The sequence below is a fragment of the Arundinibacter roseus genome (assembly GCF_004348825.1).
Classification (GTDB): domain Bacteria; phylum Bacteroidota; class Bacteroidia; order Cytophagales; family Spirosomataceae; genus Arundinibacter; species Arundinibacter roseus.
Genome location: NZ_SMJU01000004.1, coordinates 113,538 through 134,661, shown reverse-complemented (window position 1 = coordinate 134,661; position 21,124 = coordinate 113,538). Strand labels below are relative to the sequence as shown.

The following is a 21,124-nucleotide window of genomic DNA, read 5'->3' as shown; positions in this document are numbered from 1 at the left end:
TTATTCTACACAGAAAACTTTTCTGCAATAGAATCAAATGGTTACTAAATTAACAACAATCCGAACCTAATGAATAAAAGGCAGAGGATACTTTGGCAAAAACTACGTAAACGGTTACGACTAAAACAAAACTACCTCAAAGTCAGCGAAATTGTCCTACACAACGGCCGATACACAGATGTAGGTAGGGATAATCCCGGTGCTACGAATACGCACTTCGGCTTCCTGAGCCTGTGTGTTTCCGGTGAGAACGAGGGCGGTATCAAGGCCAAACTTATTGCCTCCAAAAATATCGGTGTGAAGAGTATCGCCAACCATTAAGACTTGATTTTTATGAATTTCCGGCTGATTTTTGATTTGTTCGTAAGCAAAAATAAACATCTGAGCATCAGGCTTACCAAAGCGAATAAACTGCTTGCCCACAATGCTCTCGATCATATCGGCGATCCCTCCGATTGCAATAGCGACCCGGCTTGATGATACCGGGTACATACGATCAGTATTAGCTACAACGACCGGAATATTCCTTTTTCGGAGGAGATTGACTGTTTTACTTAAATCGGTATTCCAGTCAAATCCTTCGTCATCGAGCATCACGAGGGCATTCACGTCCGAAATTGAGTCTAAATCCAGTTCCCGAATTGGGAGCGTTTTGAGGTCAAGCGTTTCAAAATAATGAGCGGATGCTTCGGTTCCTAAATAAGCTACGGTACCTTCGGTAATCTTATTGGCGAGGTAGTCGCGTGCGAGCATGCCCGATGAAATGATGCATTCGGGCACGATGTCCATCAATCCCAACCGATGATAGGAAGCCGCAAGTTCGTCGGGGCTGCGGGAGGCGTCGTTAGTTAGAATGTAAAAATCTTTATTTTGTTCACGCAGATAGGCAAAGGTTTTTTCAATGCCGGGAATTAGACTATTATGAGTTTTCAATACCCCGAATGCATCAAAAAAAATGACTTTATATTTAGAAACGACGGACTTAAAATTGTCTAGCTGCATGTGTAAAGGATTTAGGGCGAAATATAAAAAAAGGACTCAGATACCTAGAATTTGCAGAATTTTATCAGCGTTAAATTCCCTTTCAATCGAAGGAAAGTAAATTTCGTAGGCTTCCCGCTGTAATTTAATGGCGTAGGTACGGTGAAAAAAGTAGCGTCCATATTTTATCACATAATTAAGAATAAAGAAACGATAGGCTTCTTTCATAAACCTAACTTCATTTTCGGTAAGTGGGTAAACTGCATGGTATTCTTTCAAAAAAATCATAAACCGATCTTCCATCAACGGACCAATGACGTAGCTGAATGCCGTGCGGTCGCCGATGTCAGACACTACCCGACTAAAAAAGTAGAAGTCCATGATACGCGACGAAACTCTGAACCAGTCGTAATCCCAGCGAGAAAAGAGTTCGAGATCTTCGGTAACAGAAAAATTACCTATGTTCCAATCGACAAAAACGGGAAGTAAATCGAAGGCAATTACATTTAGCTTCTGAATATTTTTCAGGAAAATGGAGCATTGTTCCCGCAGAAAATCTACGTGCATGCGGTGTTCAAATTCTCCTGTATCAGTATCCAGAATATCGAGTAATTCCTGAATATCCGTACGCAGTTTCTTGGACGATTTGGGTAAAACGCTGTTTGTGCGAAAACAGGCCTTATGAAACTTAGCAACCTGCACGGCCAATTTCCGAATCTCGTCTTCGTTTAGGCGGCGAGGCAATTTTTCTTTCGTGCGAATCGGATTATAAAATACAACCCAGGTATCTATCAGGCCTTTTTGGTAGCGAAAGGTATATACCTGATTATTCTTCATCAGGGAGCGCGCCACTACATTTTCAAACGGGTAAAGTAAATTGGTTGAAAGTGCCTGAATGATGCGGTGGTCTTCCTTAAAGTGCTCGTATTTTCCAAAATAAGAGAGTTTGGCGATCACCTGATCGTCATTGTCCAGCTTAATTCTGAACACGTGATTGGTTGATACCTTGGCACTTATATCTTCAATATTGACGATTGTTTTGGAAGCGTCAAACCCTGACCAGGCTTCCTGAATAATCGCCGGATAATCTATTAATCGCATGAGTTTTGCTGGTAATTCGTCGATGAAAGGTTAAATAAATGGAGTTACAATAAATTACTGAACAGATAGTTACAGGAGAATAAACCTGATTCTAAATAATTTCAAAATAGCGTTTCAATTCCCAATCGCTTACCTGCCGGGCGTACTGTCGCCATTCCCACTCCCGCGTACGTACAAAGTGATCGGAAAAGGCTTCTCCAAAAAGCTCGTTAGCAAGCGGGGACGCTTTCATAGCCTGCGTTGCATCCCACAAATTGGCGGGCAAAATCCCGTTTGCGGTATTCTGATAGCCATTTCCCTGGGTTGGCGGTACGTCAAGTGAAAGCTGATTTTTTATGCCATACAAGCCCGAAGCTAACGCAGCTGCTATGGCTAGATAAGGATTAGAGTCTGACCCTGCCACGCGGTGCTCCACACGGGTATGCGCCACCGAATCATTCAGAATTCGCAGTGCGGTGGTTCGGTTTCCCAGCGCCCAGGTGACCGTAGTTGGTGCCCATGCGCCTTCTACCAGGCGTTTATAACTGTTGACCGTCGGGGCAAACATCGGTAGAATATGTGGCAGACAATGAAGCTGTCCGGCAATGAATTGCTTCATGAGCGGGCTCATTTTGTGTTCATCTGCTGGGTTGTAGAAAAGATTCTGACTAAGATCGGGCGTCCATAGGCTTTGGTGAATATGCCCGCTGCAACCGGGCAATTCGGCGTTCCACTTTGCCATGAAAGTGGCGGTCAGACCAAAGGAATAGGCTATTTCTTTAACGGCTGTTTTGAACAAAACGGCCTTATCGGCGGCTTTCATAACTTCATCATGGATGATTGCGGCCTCATAAACCCCGGGTCCGGTTTCGGTGTGCAGGCCTTCCAGCGGAATACCGAAAGCAGCCAATTGATCAAAAAGTGCATGGAAAAAGTCGGATTCTGCCGAAGGACGCAGGAGCGAGTAACCAAACATGCCCGGCGTAAGCGGCTGCATGTTTTGAAAGTCTTTTTCCTGCAGCGTGTGCGCATTTTCCCGAAAATTAAACCACTCGAATTCCTGCGCATACTCGGCATGAAAGCCCATTTCGGCACATTGAGCTACTATTTTTTTGAGCAACGTACGTGGGCAAACGGCCAATCCGTCAGGATTTTGTCCGCTGAAATCGGCGAGAAAAAAAGGGAGATTATTTTCCCAGGGAATTGTTCGAAAGGTAGCAAGATCTATGAAAGCAGGGGCGTCCGGGTAGCCCGAATGCCAGCCCGTAACCTTGACGTTGTCGTAGGGCGCATCGGCACTGTCCCAGCCAAATACGACATCACAAAACCCGTAGCCATCTTCCAGGCCATCCAGAAACTTTTTACGATGGATAATTTTCCCCCGAAGAATGCCGTCAATATCGGCAAAGGCAAATTTTATTTTTTGTCCGTTGGTTTGATCAAGGAGCGCAATGATTTGTTCTTTTTGCATGATGTGCCGGGTTGTCCGGTGCAAAGGTAATGACTTCCTTGATGTAGTGAAAAGTTACTACGCTTACATTTCAGCGATAGTGTTTTTGTTTTCTTCCAGGGCACCCGGCACCGCTATCGACAGCATATGTGGCAGTATCGTTGCCTCTACCCGCGCCACTTTACCCATATACTCTCCGTCAATTTGAAAAAGTGCCTGACCGGACAGGCATTCTACCACAGCCTGCGTCGTGGGAATGATCCGCACGACATCGGGATCAAACTCCGTGCTTCCGGCAATAACCTTGGCTAGTTCTATCACATCAAAGCGGGTGGCCACAATTACTTCAAAAACACCATCACAAATATCACCTTTGGGATTCACGATTACGCCCGTTCCGTACATTCGGGCATTAGCCAAAATCACAATTGTGGCATCCGTCACAAATAACTCGGTATCCGTTTGAATACGTACCCGAAAAATGTCATGTTCCGTCAATGTTCGAATCACTTCTTTGGCATATCCCCATTTGCCCCTTGCCTCACCACTTTCATAGTTTTTTACCAAATGCGCATTCAACCCCAAATCGCTCAGGTGCAGCCCAAGCTTACCATTCAGCAGCATACCATCCATGCACCGATGCACGGGCCCAAGAGCCACTTCGAGTGCTTCGGACAGGTTGACCGGCAGCCCAAAATCAGTTGCCAATCCATTGGCAGATCCAACGGGCAGCAGCCCCATGATGATTTCGGGATAGTCGCGAAGGAGGTTTGCCACGAGGGTAATCGTACCATCACCACCCGCAATCAGAACCCGGGCCGGCGGTTGGTTTTGGAGAAATTCCCGAATATTTTCAGGATCATTTTGGCCGGTGGTTTCGTATACATCACAGGTAAAACTCTTCTTTTGACTGGCCTTTTGCACCAGCTCAATTAGCTCAGATTTATCAGTTCCGCCCGAAATGGGGTTCACCACAAGCAAGACATGTTTAGGAATTGGCATACCCTTTTCATAGGTTAGTAAAAATCATAAGGCACAAATGTTAGTATGGATTCACACGAATTAAAAGTATACCGCGGCTACGCCAACGCACAGGAGATTATCGTTTCGGGCCATGTATTCAGAAAATATCCGAGTTCAATGGACTTATACGACCGTACGGGTTTTCGCTATGTTCGGTCAATTATTCAGCTTTTTACAATAAAGACGGTTGATAATGTACGGATAACCTTCGATTTTGGCGCCTTGAAAATTCATTCCAAAACCCTGGCAGACGGCTATTTCAGGTTTGTAATCCCGATCTCGACCCCTTTGCCGAGCGGGTGGCATTCGTTCACAATTACGCTCGATGACCAGATCAATAACCGCTACTACAAACTCACCCGGCACGGCGAACTTCTCGTCCCCAGTCCCGGCGGATTTACGATTATTTCTGACATTGACGATACATTTCTCATTTCGTACAGCAGAAATATGTTGAAAAAAATCTACGTTTTATTGACAAAACATGTGGAGTCACGGCAATCGTTTGAAAATGTTGTCAAGCATTATCAACTGTTGAGCATGGCCGGAAAGGATGCAGACAATACCGGGCTTAATACCTTTTTTTACGTTTCCAGCAGCGAATGGAATCTCTACGACTATATCAATCGGTTCCTGGTTAAGCAAAATATGCCGAAAGCCGTATTGAAGTTAAAGAAAATAAAAGACAGTTTAACCGATTTCCTGCGTACAGGTTCGGGCTCTCATCAGCACAAGCAGACCAAAATTGAGCATATCATTTCTTTCTATCCCAAACAGCAGTTCATTCTGCTGGGCGATGATTCGCAGCACGACCCCATCATTTATGAAAATATCTGCAAGATTTTCCCCCGAAATATCCGGGCTATTTACATTCGCCAAACCCGCAAGCACCCTAAACCATCCGTAACCGAGCGTATCGGAAACATGGCAACCATGGGAATCAGTACCTGCTATTTTGCCCACAGCAACGAAGCGATTTTACATTCTGTTGCTGATGGAATCATTAGCCGGGAAGCGTTGGTTGCTTTTGATAATCAGATCAAAAAATCTGATGTTTAAACAAAAAAATCTTTCATTCCAGCTATTCCAATTTGTAGAGCACTAAAAAATAATCATGAATTTGTTTTCCATTACTTCCTGAAAAAAATAGCCCACTTCCCTATCTTGCGACACCTGTACTACCTACACTACTACAACAGGCATTCCCTTACGTATGGATATTTCTTACATTTTAAATGAATTGGGCGAAGACCGTGAGCTATACTTTAACGCCGTAGCTCCACCAATCATGCAAACCAGCAATTTTGCCTTTAAGTCTTTCGCTGATCTTCGGAACGCTTTTGCCGATGAAAAATCGACTTTCCTCTACTCACGAGGTACCAATCCGACGGTTGATATTTTACAAAAAAAACTCGCAGCACTTGATGGCGCCGAAGATTCCATCGTCTTCAACAGCGGTTCTTCGGCTATTTTCTGTTCGGTACTGGCACTGGTAAAATCCGGCGATCATATCATTTCGGTGCAAAAACCCTATACCTGGGCCTACCGCATGTTCGACAACATTTTGCCCCGCTTTGGTGTCAGCACCACCTATGTGGATGGCACAGACCTGGCAAATTTTGAACAGGCGATTCGCCCCGAAACCCGGATTATCTACCTCGAAACACCCAATACGCTGACCTACGAATTACAAGACCTGGAAGCTGTGGCTCAACTTGCCAAAAAACATAACACAGTCACAATCGTGGACAACAGCTACTGCACGCCGCTTTACCAAAAACCACACGCTTTTGGCATTGACCTCAGCCTGCAATCGGCCACCAAATACATTGGCGGACATAGCGATACAGTCGCCGGAGTACTGACAGGCTCGCGGGAATTGTTACAGAAAATATTTTCGGAGCAAGCACTCAATACCGGTTCTGTAACCACTCCCTTTAATGCGTGGCTGCTGTTGCGTGGCCTGCGAACGCTGCCCATGCGACTCGAACGAATCACCCAAACAACGCATACTGTGCTGGCATTTCTGAAATCGCATCCCAAAATTGAACGGATTATTTTTCCTTTGGACGAAGATTTTCCCCAACTCGAACTCGCCAAACGCCAAATGAGCGGAGCCTGTGGGTTGTTTACAATAGTGCTGAAAACTGATAGCCACGAGCGTATCGAGAAATTCACCTACGCGTTGAAGCATTTTTTAGTGGCTGTTTCATGGGGCGGGCATGAGTCGCTCATCCTGCCACAAGCTGCCGGTATGGAACCTGCTGCTTTTGATGCCACGCAGGAGCGCCACCGCATGGCTCGGGTTTATGTAGGACTGGAAGACGCTGATTACCTTATTAAGGACCTTAATCAGGCGCTTTCGCTACTTTAACTGAATCATTTTTACAAAAAAACGGGTAAGGCTATCACCCGTAGCCTTACCCGTTTTTTATTGATTTTACTTGATTTTAAAACTCGTCACCGCCACTCTTCTTCGCTGTTTTCACCTGATTGATTCGATAATTCAGCGTAAGATTTATCTGCCGAAGACGCATTTGGGAATTCCCTACGGTGTAAAAATTGGGCCCTTCGGTGATGCTCCGGAAGCGGCGGGAATTGAAAACGTCCAATACGGCAAGGTTGAGCGTACCCTGCCCTTTAAACACGTCTTTGCTCATGGCGAAATCGGCATAAAACAAGGCTTTACGTGTCCCTTGTGCGGTTTTTTGAGGGGCTTCAAAATTTGCTCTAAGCTGCATATCAATACCCTGCGCAAGAGTAAAACGGGAAGTTTGCCGTACAAACCAGCTGTACGTTTCTGTTTTATAGGAATCCAAAATGTTGGAACCGTCGATGGTAGCGTGGAAAAAGTTGAAATTGAAATCATTTTTCCACCACTTTACGGGCGAGTATGAACTCGTGAATTCAATGCCGTACGAATTTTCTGAAAGCAGATTTTGTGGCAGTGTAATCGAAAATCCGTCTTCACCTACCTGCCGGATGCGCTCAATTTTTCCATCCGTGATGCGGTAGTACACAGAAGAAGTAAACGAGCCTTTCTCAAAATATTTGATATGCCCAAACTCCATCACGTGGCTAAACTCAGGGTTTAGATTTGGGTTTCCGCTGAAAAAATTCCGACTATCCGAGAAGGTCATAAATGGGCTTAAATCATTATAAACCGGCCGCCGAACCCGCCGACTGTAACTGAGCTGCATGGCGTTGTCTTGCGGAAGATCATAGGTAAAATGCGCACTCGGAAAAAGATTGGCGTACTTGCGGGGATTTACCTCGCCGGTCTCCCGCAGCGTTGTTTTCACATCCGTCCACTCGGCTCGCAACCCTACCTGATAGGAAAGTTTATTGGTTTTGTTTCCCAAAATACCGTACGCTGCGTGAATATTTTCATTGTAAATAAAGTAGTTTTTCAGGTTTGGCAACGCTTCCCATTGGCCTTGTTCGTTCTGCTCATTAACGACAAAATCATTGACCATATCCCGAAAACTCGACCGAAGGCCTGACTCAAATTTACCTTCCTTTCCCAGGGGCTGAATGTAGTCCAGCTGAAACAACAGTTGCTTTTCAAACTCATCATTTAACGAATGTTGCACCTGATCCAGGGCCGGAAGAGGCTTTCCACCTGGTGATTCTGACCGTTGGGTGAATAATTGATCGGAGCGCTCCCAGTTGTCCAGGAACCGCACTTCGGCAGTCAGATTGTGATCCTTACGGGCAAACTCCCGCTTATAACTTAGCACATATTCTGAATTAGGTTCTACTTCATCCTCATCCTGCCGCCGAAACGTCCGGCTCGTGAGGTTGGTTGGTGTAAAAGCAAAGTCCTGATATTCTATATCCGTTATCCGATTGGCGTCGGACCGACGAAACAGATAAGAGGCAGTCAAAATGCTTTTTTCTGTAAAGAAAAAATCCAAACCTCCCCGGATATTCTGGTTGAATCCCAGGATGCGGCCCTTGTTACTTTGTTGCAGATAAAACGTTGTATCGGGCGTATAAACTTCCTGATACAAGGAACTCCGGCCAGGCTGAATCCGGTAGGCAATGCCGTAGTTGATAAAAAAGTTGACTTTCCGGTGACGGTAATTCAAATTCGCTGCACCGCCATAGTTGACAGGCTGCCCGGTAATTACTTCAAAAGATCCGTTAAACCCCTCTTTACGTTCTTTTTTCAGGACAATATTAATAATCCCCGCCATTCCTTCGGCTTCATAGCGGGCCGAAGGATTGGTTATGATTTCTACACGTTCGATCAAGCTTCCCTGCAATTGCTGCAAGCCGCTCCCGCCTTTAAAACTTACCAGGCCGGAAGGTTTCCCATCAATCAAAATGCGGACATTGCCGCTGCCTCGTAGTTTCACATTTCCTTCGGGATCTACTGAAACAGAAGGAATATTGCTCAGAATTTCGGTGGCAGAACCACCCGCATTAGCCAAATCTTTACCAACATTAAATATCCGTTTATCAAGCGAAAGCTCCATGGAGCTTTTTTCTGCCTGCACTACTACTTCATCCAGTGAGTTAGCCGAAGTTTCCAGTTTCAGCGTTCCCAAATCGTGCTTTGGCTTATCGGCTGTCAGCGTAAAAGTATTGGTAGTAATGGTTTTATAGCCCAAAAACTCAATCATGGCAAAGTAGCTGCCGTAGGGACTTTGCACTACAAAATTCCCTTTTTCGTCGGCTACTGCCCCTGCCACAAAAGAATCGGCGACTTTGGGATCGCTGCCCGCTTTAAACAAACGGATACTCGCAAAACTCAACGGAGCATTGTCAACCTGCGCATCCAGGATTCGTCCGCTTGTCTCGGCTTTTTGCGCCAGTGCTTTTCCCGAAAGACCATGAAAAACGAGAAAAAAAACCAGGCCTATAAAAAGTAGCCGACGCCGGGTAAAAGTTGGTTGCATAAGGTCAATTCAAAGGAATATAAAAAGAATAAATTTCTAAAAGTGGGTTTACGGTTTAATCCCCTGTACATTCATTTCGAGGGCATAAAGGCCTTTACTTGCGGTGATGAAAAGCGTTGAATGGTTTTTACCACCAAAACAAACATTAGCCGTCCAGCCTTCTCCGGTCGGAATATTGAGCAATTTTTCGCCTTCCGGACTGTACACCGTAACACCATCACCATGTGTGAGGTACACATTTCCTTTCGTATCGAGGGTCATGCCATCGGAGCCTTTCTCACAAAAAAGTTTACGGTTGCTTAGTTTTCCTTTGGCATCAATATCAAACACATACGTTTTGCCAGCGCCAATGTCGGCGACATACAACTTCTTGCCGTCGGCAGTGCCGATAATCCCGTTTGGCTGTTTCATGTCATCCACTACGCGGGTCAGGGTTTTGTGATTTTTACTAAGAAAATACACGCCCTGTACGTCTTGTTTCATATCTTTTCGGTTCCACCACGGACGGGCGTAGAATGGATCCGTAAAAAATGCGCTGCCGTTTGGCATGACCCACACATCGTTGGGGCCGTTGAGCAATTGCCCGTTGTACTCCGTAAGAAGAACGGTTACTTTCTTATTTTTATCAATTTTCCAAAGCTCGTTTTTTTCGTCGGCACACACCCACAAGCTGCCTTTACTGTCCATGAACATGCCGTTGGCACGTCCAGACGGTTGCATGTAGGTAGACAGCGTCTGATCAATGCCCCACTTCATGATTCGGTCGTTGGGTTGGTCTGTAAAATAGACGTTACCTTCTGCATCAGAAATCGGCCCTTCGGTGAAGGCAAATTCTCCGGCAAGTTTTTGAAGTGTAGCTCCTTCCTTTACCAAAGGGGAGTCGATGAATGCTGGTTTTGGACTAGCCATAAGTAAAAACAGTGTAATCAGTGTACTTATATTCATATACTAATTGATCTAAATGGGTTTACTATGTTATGAACGGGCCATTTTAATTTATAGCCGATTTTAAAAAGATTTTACCGCTTAATACTACTCTTTATTCAATTTACTTTCACACGAATAATTCGTTAAACTTCGGTTTAATGAATCCAAATCCACCCATAGAGTTCAACAAAAAATGGACTGTTTTATTCTAATACTGTGCTTTTTATTACTCATTTTTCAGAGAACTCAGATACATATATGTACAAGATTTACCCCAACCATCCGTTACAAATCTTCTTACTTTTAGTTTAATAAAATAATCCTAACGCACTAATAATCAGTCATTTTTTATTAAACCTTTCTGCTTTTTTTTCTCCTGGGTATTTTTGTTGTATTAGCGTAAAACTACTTACATTTTACGCAATTCGTCCCATGACAGTCTCCATTGACCCTGTAAATCCCGTGTTTGGTGCATTGAGCCGAAGTTCATTAAGAAAAATTCGTCGTAGTCCAGTACTTACGGCTGAGGCAGTCGGGCTATTGTATGTTGAGCCGGGCACCAGCGCGGGCTATTTCCGCAAAAAAGCAGGGAAAGGTTTTTATTATTTAGATGAAATAGGTAACCGCTGTAAAAATAAACAAGATTTGCAGCGATTCAAAAATCTAGTGCTTCCGCCAGCCTGGAAAAACGTCTGGATTTGTAAGGATTCAATGGGACATTTGCAGGCAACGGGCATTGATGAAGCCGGTCGGAAACAGTATCGGTACCATGAATACTGGACACAGATTCGTAATTATACCAAGTATTTTCGATTGCTCAATTTTGCAAAAGCGCTTCCCATCTTGCGCGAACAAGTGGATAAAGATTTGCGCAAAAAGGACTATTCCTGTACAAAGGTAACAGCATTGGTCATCCGTCTGATGGAAAAAACCTGTATTAGAATTGGTAACCAACGCTACCGAAAACAGCACGGAAGCTCAGGTATTACCACCCTGGATGCCCGGCATGCGCAGGTGTCCGGTGCAACGATTCGGTTCCGATTTACCGGCAAAAAAGGGATCAAACATGATATTTTGCTGCGTGACCGCAGCCTTGCCCGTCAGATTCAGCATTTAAAGAGTCTGCCGGGCCGTCGGTTGTTTCAATATGTAACAGACGACGGGTTCAGAAAGAACGTACAGGCAGAGCAGGTAAATGCCTACCTTCGGGAACATACGGACGGGGATTTTTCGGCCAAGGATTTCAGAACATGGATGGGTACTTTAACAGCTTATGAGTATTTGGCTACGCTTGAACCACCCAAAAACCAAACAGATTTGACGCGTAAACTTAACCAATGCTTTGATGTAGTTGCTGCCCGATTGGGCAATACACGGGCAGTTTGCAAACGCTATTATGTTCATCCGGCGGTACTGAGTGCCTATACTGCTCAAAAAATCAAAGGGCTTGCCAGTGCAAACCCTCAGGATGATTCGATACATTCGGTAGCTGAGCAACAGGTCATGAAACTGCTTAAAACTCAGGCAATAGTTTAAGTTTAAGCCAATACGAGTTCAGCTGCTTGTACAGGACGTATTTTTCTTTGCGACAACGTGCTGATTTCTCTGGAAAACCGATCGTAAAAATCATTCATACGGTCCAGGTGATCGTGTAAAATGGCATACACCTCCCCGTCTTTGTCCACAAAAGTGAGAACCGTCTCGTAGGAACGAATAGTTAACCACTCGGTTTCTTTCAAAATCCGAAACAGCACGCCTTTGTCTTCCACAGCATCAAGGGTATTGCCGGCCTCTATACCTTCCATGAAATAATCTTTCAGGTCGCAGTCATTGAGGCTACACTTAAAATATTCATAAATCCATTGAATCTCTTTCTGAAACAGCAAAGCCGTGATGTGCCCTTGTTTACACAACTTACGAATATTACCCAGGTCATCCTTTTGCATGACTTTCATATACAGCAGTTCTCTTTTTTTATGCTCTTTCCAAAGCATAGCTGTATTTCTCACAAATTCTTTCAGTTCGTAATTTTCCATGTTGTCGTGTTTAGGGATGGCAACTTATGGGGCAGTACTCGCCTCATAGTTTGGTAGAGGAAAGAAGTATACCAGGCCAAAACACCTCTGGAACGGGATTTATGCATTTTTGTAACTCGAAATTGAGCGCCGCAATTCTTTACTTATTTGAGTTACTTTTTTTCTTTCATAATTCATGTTCATGAACGGTTTTTCCTATACGATTCCACTAAAATGCTTAGCACCTATTGCTTTACCATTCTTTTTCAGGATATTTTCAGGAAAAAACAGTCAAAAGAAATCACCAAGAAATCTCCCTGTAAATCAGGGAATTAGTCAATCAAAAGGGACTAATTTGAGGAATTTGATCAACAGCTGTGATTCCCACTTTTCCTTCTACACTTTTAGGAAAATTAGTTGAGGAAGAAAAATAATTTCAGGGCTGGTACCTTTTTGAATTTACATCAAAGGACAAATTCCTACTCAGCACTTGAAGAGTCCGGCACCAGGAATTGCCCGGGATTCAACATGCATTTTACCATTCCTACGGCCACTAGCAATAACAACACTAAGGCAGGAAAACCACCCAGATTGGACAGAATTTTCACTCCTTCCAGTCCCTTCTCCCGACCGTCACCGGCGAAGGACACCATGATCCAGGCGATCAGCCCGATGAGAATTCCCCAAACTGCTTTGACAAAAAACGGAGGTTCTTCCTCGATCGTTTTCAGCCCTTTGACACTAATCCCGCTCATGGCTGAGGTATTGGAATCTGCCGCCGTAACATAGGATAAGAAAGCAGTCAGAAAAAAAACAACGCTTGTCAACACCGAAAGAGGAAGCTTATTTAGAATGCTGAAAATAACCCGGCTAGCCCCTCCTTCCTGATTCAGAACGGCATAGAGCGGAGAATCAGAAGAAAGCAAGTCCATATGTATGGAGGTTCCGCTAAATACCATGATCCAAAGACAGGCAAACAGCGCGGGCAAAAAAAGATTGTATACAATGAACTGACGAACCGTGTAACCACGCGCAATTTTCCCTAGAAAAAGCGCTGTAATTGGCGTCCAGGCCAGCCAATTGGTCCAGTTGAAGATGGTCCAGCTACGGGCCCAGTCTACATCGGGGGTGAGGGTTCCTAGCAAACTGCGTTCCAAAAAATGGGTCAGATACTCGCCCATTGCCTCAGCACCAAACGACAGCAAAAAGGTGGTAGGCCCGGCAACAAACATGAAAAAACCAAGAAGTATAAAAATACTCAAATTGATTTCGGACAAAATCCGAATTCCCCGCAAAAGTCCACTTGCCGCAGATGCCACGAAAGCCAGCACAATAGCCGCTGCCACGCAACCCATACTCAAAATGGAGTACGAAATTCCGGCCAATTCCTGAAGCCCACCCGTAATGATCAAAATGCCAGCCCCAAGCGAAGCCGACATGCCTGCCACAAGACAAAACAGGCAGATGGAGTCAATGAGTGTACCCAAAGAACGATGGACGCGATGACCAAATACCGGAAAAAGCATGGAGCCAAGGCTAAAAGGTTGATTGAGGTTGTGATAGACCAGGGCAAACATCAGTCCGGCAAGGGTATACATGCCGTAGGGAATTAGCGACCAATGCATATACATGGTAGAAACCGCAAATCGGGCGGCGGCACGGCTGTTTGGCTCAATAGCAAGGCTCGGAGGCGGAGCGTGCAGGTGAAACAGAGGCTCGGCCGTTCCCCAGAAAAGGATGCCCGTAGCAATAGTCGTACAAAGCGTAACGGCAAACCAACGCCAACGGCTCAGGAAAGGCCGGGCCTGGGCCCCACCGAGTCGGATACGTCCCAGAGGAGAGACATAGGCAGCCAGGCATAACCCAAAAAACAACAGAGCACTCACCGAAAACAGCCAGCCAAAGCTGTTCATCATGGCCGTATTCAAGGTTGAGATAACGCCAATGACTGCCTGCGGATTGGCAAGGCTTGCCCCACAAACTCCGATTAGTACCAAAAATGGCGGCCAGAAAACAAAAGGACGCAGCTGATTCATGAGCCGAAGCAAAAGATGAACAAGAGAAACCGAACAACCGGCTCCCTGCCGTACAACTAACTAATCTTCACACCTTTCCAGAACGCCACATAGCCTGCAATTTCGGCAGCAGCTTCTTTGGGTTCCGGATAGTACCAGGCAGCATCCTTATTAACCTCTCCGTCTACTACCAGAGTATAATAGGACGCAGTACCTTTCCAGGGACAAATCGTATGAGTATCAGAGGATTTCAAAAACTCTGTTTTGACAGATTCGATCGGAAAATAATGATTATTCTCTATCACCACAATTGCCTCACTTTCTGCTAGTATCTGATTATTCCACGTTGCTTTCATCGTATGTAGCCAGGATTTGGTTTAAAATATTCTATGAGATACTACACTCTTTTATCCAATTTGGTTTATAATTCATCCAAATAATCAGGAAACTGAATGCACGAATCACATAGGTAACTTTAAGACACTATTTATTATTATATCAAAAAAATACAATTTGTTTACTGGATTTTAATTCAAGTCCTCCATCCAAAAGACTATCTTTGTATTTGTATTCTATTATTAGTGAGGAGAATGAATCCGCGTGAACTAAAAAAAATTATTCTGCTACTGGGCGTCCTTTCGGCACTTGGTCCATTCAGTATCGACATGTACCTGCCGGGTTTTCCAGCCATCGCGGCCGACCTCAACACGAGCATTGCCGAAGTGGGCTATTCTCTGACAAGCTATTTCATTGGTATAAGCGTCGGACAACTTTTGTACGGGCCTATTGTAGACAGATTCGGACGTAAAATACCCATTTTATTTGGCCTAACGCTCTATACACTTGCGGCTGTCGCCTGTGCATGGGCACCGAGTATCGAATGGCTCATTGGCCTGCGCATGCTCCTGGCACTTGGTGGTTGTGCAGGCATGGTGGCCGGACGGGCCGTTGTGCGCGACTTATTTCCACCTTCCGACATTGCAAAAGTTATATCTACACTGATGCTCGTTATGGGTGCAGCACCGCTGATTGCCCCCACGATTGGCGGTTGGATGGTGACCGTACTCGGCTGGCGCGCCATTTTTTATACCCTTGCGCTCATCAGCGCATCCATGTTGACGGCGGTTTTTCTGATCTTACCCGAAAGCCGTGGCCCCGACCCTAGCGTAAAGCTTGCGCCCGCATCGGTACTTAAAGGCTATTGGTACGTTGTGAAAGAACCGGCTTTCATTGTGTACGGATTGGCGGGCGGTTTTACTATGGCCAGCCTTTTTGCCTACATCAGTGGATCGCCTTTTATCTTTATGGAAAAACTAGGGTTTACTCAAACCCAATACGGGTTTCTTTTTAGTTTTAATTCTTTTGGATATATTGCTGGAAGTCAACTCAATAGACTTGCTTTAAAGCGTTTCAACAGTTTGCAGATTGCCGAAAACACTTCATTAATTGTAGCACTGTTTGGTTTTCTACTGGTGTTAAGTGTTAGCTTTTCGACCTTATCTGCCTGGATTTTGTTGGGTTTGCTGTTCCTGTTTTTATTCGGAAATGGTTTTTTGGGACCAAACAGCATGGCGCTTGCGTTAGCTCCTTTTTCTGAACATGCGGGCAGCGCCTCCGCTCTCATCGGTTTTTCCCAAATGTTTTTTGGCGCAGTAGCTTCTGCCATGGTGAGTGTTTTACATAATCAAACGGCCTTTCCCATGACTGGCGTGATGGCTTTTTGTGCCATTTGCAGTGCCTCCTTAATCCTGGTTCAGCGCCTGATTCTAAAACGCCGTCAGACGGTAGTTCACGGATAAATCACTATTTTTATAGGACAGTTTACCACCCTGTTCTTCCTAAAACATGCATTTAGCTACTACACCTCCACCCCCCTACTACGCAGTTATTTTTACGAGCGTTCGCTCTGACATCATCGAAGGCTATGCAGAAACGGCCCAACGCATGGAAGAGCTCGCCAAACAACAACCCGGTTACCTTGGCCACGAGGCTGCCCGTGAGCAGATCGGTGTGACGGTTTCGTACTGGGAAAGTCTTGAAGCTATCAGAAACTGGAAAACGAATACAGAACATATCCTTGCTCAACAAACAGGCCGGAGCGACTGGTATACTGCCTATACTACCCGAATTTGCCTGGTGGAACGTGCTTATTCGTGGGGAGATTTTAATTTATAAATCGATAGTTCTTTTTACAAAAGCTACTTTGAAGTAAAAATAATAACTGTATTACAATGACATCCCCCTGGATAACCGAATTTTCCAAAGAGTCGATTCACCGAATGCAATTAAATACGCCCCGCATTGAGGCTTGCCTGGGCAGGCTCACCGAAGAAGAGGTCTGGCAGCGCCCCAACAACGCCTCCAACAGCATGGGTAACCTTCTGCTGCATTTGTGCGGAAATATTCGGCAGTATATTATTTCTGGTTTGGGGCGTCAGCCTGACAGCCGTACCCGCGATGCCGAATTTTCGGCTACGGGCGGCTTGCTAAAACAGGAACTTTTACAACGATTGAAAGATACGGTGCAAGAAGCGGAGGAGGTTATCAGGTCCGCTAACGAAACAGCACTTCTGACGACAATTCAGGTACAGGGATATGAACTTACAGGTATCGGGATAATTATTCATGTGGTCGAGCATTATTCCTATCATACCGGCCAAATCGCTTTTTGGACGAAACAGCTTCGGAATGAAGATTTGGGATTTTATGCTGGTGTAAATCTGAATATAAAAAATGCTGATTAATGGAAACGAGCTCCCAATGGGTCGGTATTTTTTATGTATCGTTATTTTAATCAGATCCTGACACACAGAATATTATATTGAGGTCTGAAATCTAAAGTACCGCCACGGCAAAATGTAATGCACACATACATTTCTATATAAAATTTAAACTCCATTCTCCTCTTGAAAGCGATCCTTACCTATTTTTCCCGGCATTCATGGCCTGCACTTTTGTGGACATTTTTGATCGTGGTAGCCTGCACGCTTCCCGGGAAAAGCATACCCAATGCCCCCATAATTGGCTTTGATAAAATCGTCCACTTTGGGTTGTTTTTTGGATGGACGCTCCTATGGTTGCTTCTGTATCCAAAGAAGATTCTGATCGTTTGTTTATCTGGAATTTGCTTCGGAATTTTCCTGGAATTTTATCAGCAATGGCTTCCATTTGACCGGACATTTGACTGGTGGGACGCCCTGGCCGATGCCGTCGGAGTTTTTCTGGCGCTAGGATTTTATATCGTTTCTCGTCCGACCATTCAGCGGCACACGATTTCCAACTAGAGATTTGTCCTTACACTGGCTACTTATATGTCCATGTTGACTTTAAAACTTTCCTTCCTAAACCCAGTTCGTGGCTGCCTTTTCAGCGCTATTGCTCTTCTGTTTTTTACTACTCATGGACTAGCCCAACAAGCTTATGTATCCCTTGACAATGGGAATCTGGTGCTGATTGACGTAGAGAAATGTTCCGGTCAAATCATTGGGAATACGGGAGTTCCTATGTTTGACATAGCGATCAGCCCCGGTGGCGAGCTGTATGGCAATGGAAAGGATAACCGACTATACAAAATTAATCGTGAAACAGCGGCACCCAGTTTGATTGGAAACTTATATCCTTTGCCGGGCGACGACTTCAACTCCCTGGTATTCAGCGCTTCCGGAATTTTATACGCAGCATCCAGCAAGTCTAGTTTTCTATTTTCGGTTGATACCACCTCGGCAGTAACCAGTGTACTTGGAAACATGAGATTTCAGGCCGCAGGCGATCTTACTTTTTTTGAAGGCAATCTCTACCTCGCGGCTGAGAATAATAACCTCGTTCGTGTAAATATCACCAATCCCGAACAATCTGTTTCTTTGGGCAGAATGAACGCCACAAGTACCATTTTTGGGGTTGTTACCATCGGCGCACTGGATTGTTCCGGAGGAAAACCCCGCATGTATGCACTTGGCGGCAACAGTCTGTATGAGGTATCAGCTACCAATGCGGGTACTTCCCGTGTTTGTTCTAACCTGAACCTCAACGGGATTATCTATGGAGCAGCCTCTGCCCTGGAAGCAAATACGCAGCAAAAAGCAAAAGCCGGACGGGACTCAACTATTTTTCTTTGCGAAACCTCTTCAAATTTCCTTCTGAACACCTTACTCCGTTCGCATGATACGGGTGGAAAATGGCTAGGACCTGGGAATTCGGCCCTTTCTGCCGACCCCGAACTCGTCATAGCTGATTACAAACCCGGATCGTATGAATTTTTGTATGTTGTAGGTGAAAACGACTGTCGGGATACGGCGATGATTCGTGCACAAGTTGGAACCTTGCAACCAAATTGGCCTGCTGATACGGTTCTTTGCGCTTCAAAAAGCTGGAAAATTGCCCTACCTGTGAATCCTGATGTAAGGTATCGGTGGCAGGATGGCAGTCAACTACCCACCCGAACCATTGCAAGTCCCGGATTTTACTCCGTTGAAATAAGTAGTACTTGTGGTACAGTCAATGCCGGGGTACAGGTAAGTTATGAAGATTGCGGAGCCTGCGATTTGTTTCTGCCCGAGGCTTTTTCGCCCAATAAAGATGGCTATAATGATACGTTTGAGGTATTTACTACCTGCGCATTTACTACTTTTTCTATGCAGATATTTAATCGATGGGGAGAAGTGGTTTTTGAAACAGCGGACCCTGCGGTATCCTGGAACGGAATGTACATGGAAAGTCCGACCAACTCAGATCTTTATACGTACCGTATTTCGTACCGCCTTGCCTATGACCCAAGTGAAGTCCACACCCGTTTGGGTCGGGTTTTACTGATTCGGTGAGAATTAAAAGTTAGTTGTTTGTTGACAGCACTCCTCCATTTTCAAAAATCAAATTACCTGCTTCGAGCGTGACAGACTTTGCCTGTACCGTAGCGCCATTGATTGTGATCGAATGGCCGGCATTAATTTTCACACACGTTGATGCATTGGGAAGGCAGTTGCAGGTCCAGGTAGAAGGCTCGTTCCAATTGCCTGAGGAAGCACTTTCAAGCGTTGAAACCACCGAAACCAGTACCGAGCTTACGGCCTGACAACCGTAGGGGTTAGTAACCGAAACCGTATACGTCCCGGCTTGTGAAGACTGTGTGTTGGAAATAAATACCGTTGGATTTGTGCTGGCAAACCCCGCCGGGCCTGTCCATGAATAGGAACATGCCGTGGCCGACGACGAAAGAATGGTTAGCGTTCCGCCCTGACTAACCGTCGTATTTCCGTAAGCCGACACGTCAGCGTTTGTTTGGGAAGGTACTTTTAACAAAGGCGACAGTACCACATTATCAAAATTGTCCCGAACTTTTAATCGATAAACTCCCGTCGAAGCTGCCCACGATTGGTTTTGGTCCAATACCTGATGACAGTCATTTTGGGGGAGCCATTGCTGTGCCACCCAGCCTCCCGGTGCCTGAAACGTCAACTGATTTGTCGCGGGCCCGCAGGCAACAGCCACCTGTGGAGGGGCAGTTGGTAGATAAGGAGATGAAGAAGAAAGGAAGGATTCCGTAATGCTTCCGTCCCATGCCTGCGCCAGGGAAATTAATCCGCTTCCTGTAAAATGGATATTATCTGCCTGCCGAAAAGCCGGACCCTCCAAAACATCCGTTTCGGGGCCCGAAAAAACCTGAGGTAAAACCAAAGCCGGATCATTTCCATTGTTCCCAATCACATCGTTTTGAGCGTCAATTACGGGTTGCCATAGCCGGGAGACGCCATTCTTGGTCATGCGCGAAACACGGGCAACCATCCAGGCGAGATTGGGCTTGCCCGATAAGCTGCGGCTCGCTTCAATGATTTGCCTCAGATCAGACCGATAGCTTTCTCTGGATGTTTCGTAGAAATTATCCAGTTCGCCCTGATGCCACAAAACGGCCCGGTAGCCCTGTTGCGCAACGTAGTTATTGAGCGCAAGACGAAGATGTCCAAAAGGCAGGCCCGTAGGAAAAGGGAACCCAAAGTTACTATTTGTTTGGCCATTGGTTGGAATACTCTCCCTCCAATTGAATAAAGAGGTACCTGACCAACCTGCGTTAAAAATCAGAACGGGCACATTGAGCCGGGCGGCGACCAAATCACCAAACGCCCCCCAACACCAGGCATAATTTCCGAACGGAGCGGTTTTTACATTAGCGTCCAAATGTACAAATTCAGGACAAGGAAGCTGCGCCTGCGGATAGGGAATTACCGTATTTGTCTCAAGATTGATATTTTGGAAATTAATACTACTGACCCGATCATCAGCCGCCCCGGGTCCGTTTGGCAGGTCGCCTCCTCCTGTGGCGTTGGACTGCCCGGCAATGACAAAGACTTCACCAATGCCAATCCGCTCCACTGAATGAGTAGCTACTACGCTTTCATTTCGGATACCCCGAATTTCCAGATCATACCACCCACCAAACGCTACCACAGATCCATAAAATTGTCCGCCAACAGGGTTTGTTTGGAGGGTTGTCCAGTTTAGGGCAGTTCCCTGACCTGCTACACGCGGAGTAAGCCGGGCTTCGATACGGTCCAGGCAGATGTCAAATGTGCCTGCCATGTAAAGTGTAGTTTGGTTGGAATTGTTGCGTTGAAAAACAGCACGTGTAGTGGGAAATGTGATGGTTAATTGCGCAAAAGCCTGCGTGATTGTTAAGGTAAAAACTATCAAAAACCCTCCTGCTACACGTGCAAACATAGTTGATAAATGGATGAATGC

Annotated in this window: 18 protein-coding genes; 8 read left to right on the top strand and 10 right to left on the bottom strand. The window is 45.4% G+C overall.

Annotated features, from left to right (window positions below):
* Nucleotides 1-156 precede the first annotated feature (156 nt).
* The 4 genes from EZE20_RS07065 to EZE20_RS07050 form a co-directional block, all read right to left on the bottom strand.
* Nucleotides 157-1,002 carry a TIGR01459 family HAD-type hydrolase gene (locus EZE20_RS07065; protein ID WP_132115970.1) on the bottom strand — a complete coding sequence of 282 codons (846 nt, stop codon included), beginning with the start codon at nucleotides 1,000-1,002 and terminating at the stop codon, nucleotides 157-159.
* 36 nt (nucleotides 1,003-1,038) lie between these two features.
* A complete protein-coding gene (locus tag EZE20_RS07060) occupies nucleotides 1,039-2,082 on the bottom strand; it encodes a hypothetical protein (protein WP_132115968.1) in 1,044 nt (347 codons plus the stop codon).
* A gap of 91 nt (nucleotides 2,083-2,173) precedes the next feature.
* Nucleotides 2,174-3,532, bottom strand: coding sequence for a glutamine synthetase family protein (locus EZE20_RS07055; RefSeq protein ID WP_132115966.1), 1,359 nt, complete (start codon nucleotides 3,530-3,532; stop codon nucleotides 2,174-2,176).
* A gap of 63 nt (nucleotides 3,533-3,595) precedes the next feature.
* Nucleotides 3,596-4,513: a diacylglycerol/lipid kinase family protein gene (locus EZE20_RS07050; protein WP_132115964.1), complete on the bottom strand. Its 918-nt coding sequence runs from the start codon at nucleotides 4,511-4,513 to the stop codon at nucleotides 3,596-3,598.
* Nucleotides 4,514-4,558: 45 nt separating this feature from the next.
* On the opposite strand from EZE20_RS07050, the gene EZE20_RS07045 reads away from it, so the two are divergent.
* Together EZE20_RS07045 and EZE20_RS07040 are read left to right on the top strand one after the other, a co-directional pair.
* Nucleotides 4,559-5,593: an App1 family protein gene (locus EZE20_RS07045; RefSeq protein ID WP_132115962.1), complete on the top strand. Its 1,035-nt coding sequence runs from the start codon at nucleotides 4,559-4,561 to the stop codon at nucleotides 5,591-5,593.
* 154 nt (nucleotides 5,594-5,747) lie between these two features.
* Nucleotides 5,748-6,908, top strand: coding sequence for a trans-sulfuration enzyme family protein (locus tag EZE20_RS07040; protein WP_132115960.1), 1,161 nt, complete (start codon nucleotides 5,748-5,750; stop codon nucleotides 6,906-6,908).
* 76 nt (nucleotides 6,909-6,984) lie between these two features.
* On the opposite strand, the gene EZE20_RS07035 is transcribed toward EZE20_RS07040, so the two are convergent.
* Nucleotides 6,985-9,438, bottom strand: a complete 2,454-nt coding sequence (locus tag EZE20_RS07035) for an outer membrane beta-barrel family protein (RefSeq protein WP_132115958.1) — start codon at nucleotides 9,436-9,438, stop codon at nucleotides 6,985-6,987.
* A gap of 48 nt (nucleotides 9,439-9,486) precedes the next feature.
* On the bottom strand, nucleotides 9,487-10,383 hold the full coding sequence (locus EZE20_RS07030; RefSeq protein ID WP_132115956.1) for an SMP-30/gluconolactonase/LRE family protein: 897 nt from the start codon (nucleotides 10,381-10,383) through the stop codon (nucleotides 9,487-9,489).
* A 414-nt stretch (nucleotides 10,384-10,797) separates the two neighbouring features.
* Between EZE20_RS07030 and EZE20_RS07025 the strand changes: the two genes are divergently transcribed.
* Complete coding sequence (locus EZE20_RS07025; RefSeq protein ID WP_132115954.1) at nucleotides 10,798-11,901, top strand: DNA topoisomerase IB; 1,104 nt, start codon at nucleotides 10,798-10,800, stop codon at nucleotides 11,899-11,901.
* Between the two features lie 2 nt (nucleotides 11,902-11,903).
* On the opposite strand, the gene EZE20_RS07020 is transcribed toward EZE20_RS07025, so the two are convergent.
* From EZE20_RS07020 to EZE20_RS07010, 3 genes are all read right to left on the bottom strand, one after another.
* Complete coding sequence (locus tag EZE20_RS07020) at nucleotides 11,904-12,401, bottom strand: hypothetical protein (RefSeq protein ID WP_132115952.1); 498 nt, start codon at nucleotides 12,399-12,401, stop codon at nucleotides 11,904-11,906.
* Nucleotides 12,402-12,859: 458 nt separating this feature from the next.
* Complete coding sequence (locus EZE20_RS07015; RefSeq protein WP_132115950.1) at nucleotides 12,860-14,416, bottom strand: BCCT family transporter; 1,557 nt, start codon at nucleotides 14,414-14,416, stop codon at nucleotides 12,860-12,862.
* 56 nt (nucleotides 14,417-14,472) lie between these two features.
* Nucleotides 14,473-14,751, bottom strand: coding sequence for a DUF427 domain-containing protein (locus EZE20_RS07010; RefSeq protein WP_132115948.1), 279 nt, complete (start codon nucleotides 14,749-14,751; stop codon nucleotides 14,473-14,475).
* A gap of 234 nt (nucleotides 14,752-14,985) precedes the next feature.
* Here EZE20_RS07010 and EZE20_RS07005 point away from each other — a divergent pair, with 234 nt between their 5' ends.
* The 5 genes from EZE20_RS07005 to EZE20_RS06985 all read left to right on the top strand — a co-directional run bounded on the left by EZE20_RS07005 (nucleotide 14,986) and on the right by EZE20_RS06985 (nucleotide 19,212).
* Entirely contained in the window at nucleotides 14,986-16,194 is a 1,209-nt protein-coding gene (locus EZE20_RS07005; RefSeq protein WP_132115946.1) for a multidrug effflux MFS transporter, read from the top strand.
* Nucleotides 16,195-16,240: 46 nt separating this feature from the next.
* A complete protein-coding gene (locus EZE20_RS07000; RefSeq protein ID WP_132115944.1) occupies nucleotides 16,241-16,570 on the top strand; it encodes an antibiotic biosynthesis monooxygenase family protein in 330 nt (109 codons plus the stop codon).
* Between the two features lie 56 nt (nucleotides 16,571-16,626).
* Entirely contained in the window at nucleotides 16,627-17,139 is a 513-nt protein-coding gene (locus EZE20_RS06995; protein ID WP_132115942.1) for a DinB family protein, read from the top strand.
* Nucleotides 17,140-17,301: 162 nt separating this feature from the next.
* Nucleotides 17,302-17,679, top strand: a complete 378-nt coding sequence (locus EZE20_RS06990; RefSeq protein ID WP_228713613.1) for a VanZ family protein — start codon at nucleotides 17,302-17,304, stop codon at nucleotides 17,677-17,679.
* A 33-nt stretch (nucleotides 17,680-17,712) separates the two neighbouring features.
* Entirely contained in the window at nucleotides 17,713-19,212 is a 1,500-nt protein-coding gene (locus EZE20_RS06985) for a T9SS type B sorting domain-containing protein (protein WP_165933432.1), read from the top strand.
* Nucleotides 19,213-19,222: 10 nt separating this feature from the next.
* Here EZE20_RS06985 and EZE20_RS06980 read toward each other — a convergent pair whose 3' ends face one another.
* On the bottom strand, nucleotides 19,223-21,103 hold the full coding sequence (locus EZE20_RS06980) for a sialate O-acetylesterase (RefSeq protein WP_132115936.1): 1,881 nt from the start codon (nucleotides 21,101-21,103) through the stop codon (nucleotides 19,223-19,225).
* Nucleotides 21,104-21,124 lie beyond the last annotated feature (21 nt).

Excerpts from the sequence above, each read along its gene's own strand:
- EZE20_RS07065 (WP_132115970.1), bottom strand. The coding sequence starts at position 1,002 with ATGCAGCTAGACAATTTTAAGTCCGTCGTTTCTAAATATAAAGTCATT.
- EZE20_RS07060 (WP_132115968.1), bottom strand. The coding sequence starts at position 2,082 with ATGCGATTAATAGATTATCCGGCGATTATTCAGGAAGCCTGGTCAGGG.
- EZE20_RS07055 (WP_132115966.1), bottom strand. The coding sequence starts at position 3,532 with ATGCAAAAAGAACAAATCATTGCGCTCCTTGATCAAACCAACGGACAA.
- EZE20_RS07050 (WP_132115964.1), bottom strand. The coding sequence starts at position 4,513 with ATGCCAATTCCTAAACATGTCTTGCTTGTGGTGAACCCCATTTCGGGC.
- EZE20_RS07045 (WP_132115962.1), top strand. The coding sequence starts at position 4,559 with ATGGATTCACACGAATTAAAAGTATACCGCGGCTACGCCAACGCACAG.
- EZE20_RS07040 (WP_132115960.1), top strand. The coding sequence starts at position 5,748 with ATGGATATTTCTTACATTTTAAATGAATTGGGCGAAGACCGTGAGCTA.
- EZE20_RS07035 (WP_132115958.1), bottom strand. The coding sequence starts at position 9,438 with ATGCAACCAACTTTTACCCGGCGTCGGCTACTTTTTATAGGCCTGGTT.
- EZE20_RS07030 (WP_132115956.1), bottom strand. The coding sequence starts at position 10,383 with ATGAATATAAGTACACTGATTACACTGTTTTTACTTATGGCTAGTCCA.
- EZE20_RS07025 (WP_132115954.1), top strand. The coding sequence starts at position 10,798 with ATGACAGTCTCCATTGACCCTGTAAATCCCGTGTTTGGTGCATTGAGC.
- EZE20_RS07020 (WP_132115952.1), bottom strand. The coding sequence starts at position 12,401 with ATGGAAAATTACGAACTGAAAGAATTTGTGAGAAATACAGCTATGCTT.
- EZE20_RS07015 (WP_132115950.1), bottom strand. The coding sequence starts at position 14,416 with ATGAATCAGCTGCGTCCTTTTGTTTTCTGGCCGCCATTTTTGGTACTA.
- EZE20_RS07010 (WP_132115948.1), bottom strand. The coding sequence starts at position 14,751 with ATGAAAGCAACGTGGAATAATCAGATACTAGCAGAAAGTGAGGCAATT.
- EZE20_RS07005 (WP_132115946.1), top strand. The coding sequence starts at position 14,986 with ATGAATCCGCGTGAACTAAAAAAAATTATTCTGCTACTGGGCGTCCTT.
- EZE20_RS07000 (WP_132115944.1), top strand. The coding sequence starts at position 16,241 with ATGCATTTAGCTACTACACCTCCACCCCCCTACTACGCAGTTATTTTT.
- EZE20_RS06995 (WP_132115942.1), top strand. The coding sequence starts at position 16,627 with ATGACATCCCCCTGGATAACCGAATTTTCCAAAGAGTCGATTCACCGA.
- EZE20_RS06985 (WP_165933432.1), top strand. The coding sequence starts at position 17,713 with ATGTTGACTTTAAAACTTTCCTTCCTAAACCCAGTTCGTGGCTGCCTT.
- EZE20_RS06980 (WP_132115936.1), bottom strand. The coding sequence starts at position 21,103 with ATGTTTGCACGTGTAGCAGGAGGGTTTTTGATAGTTTTTACCTTAACA.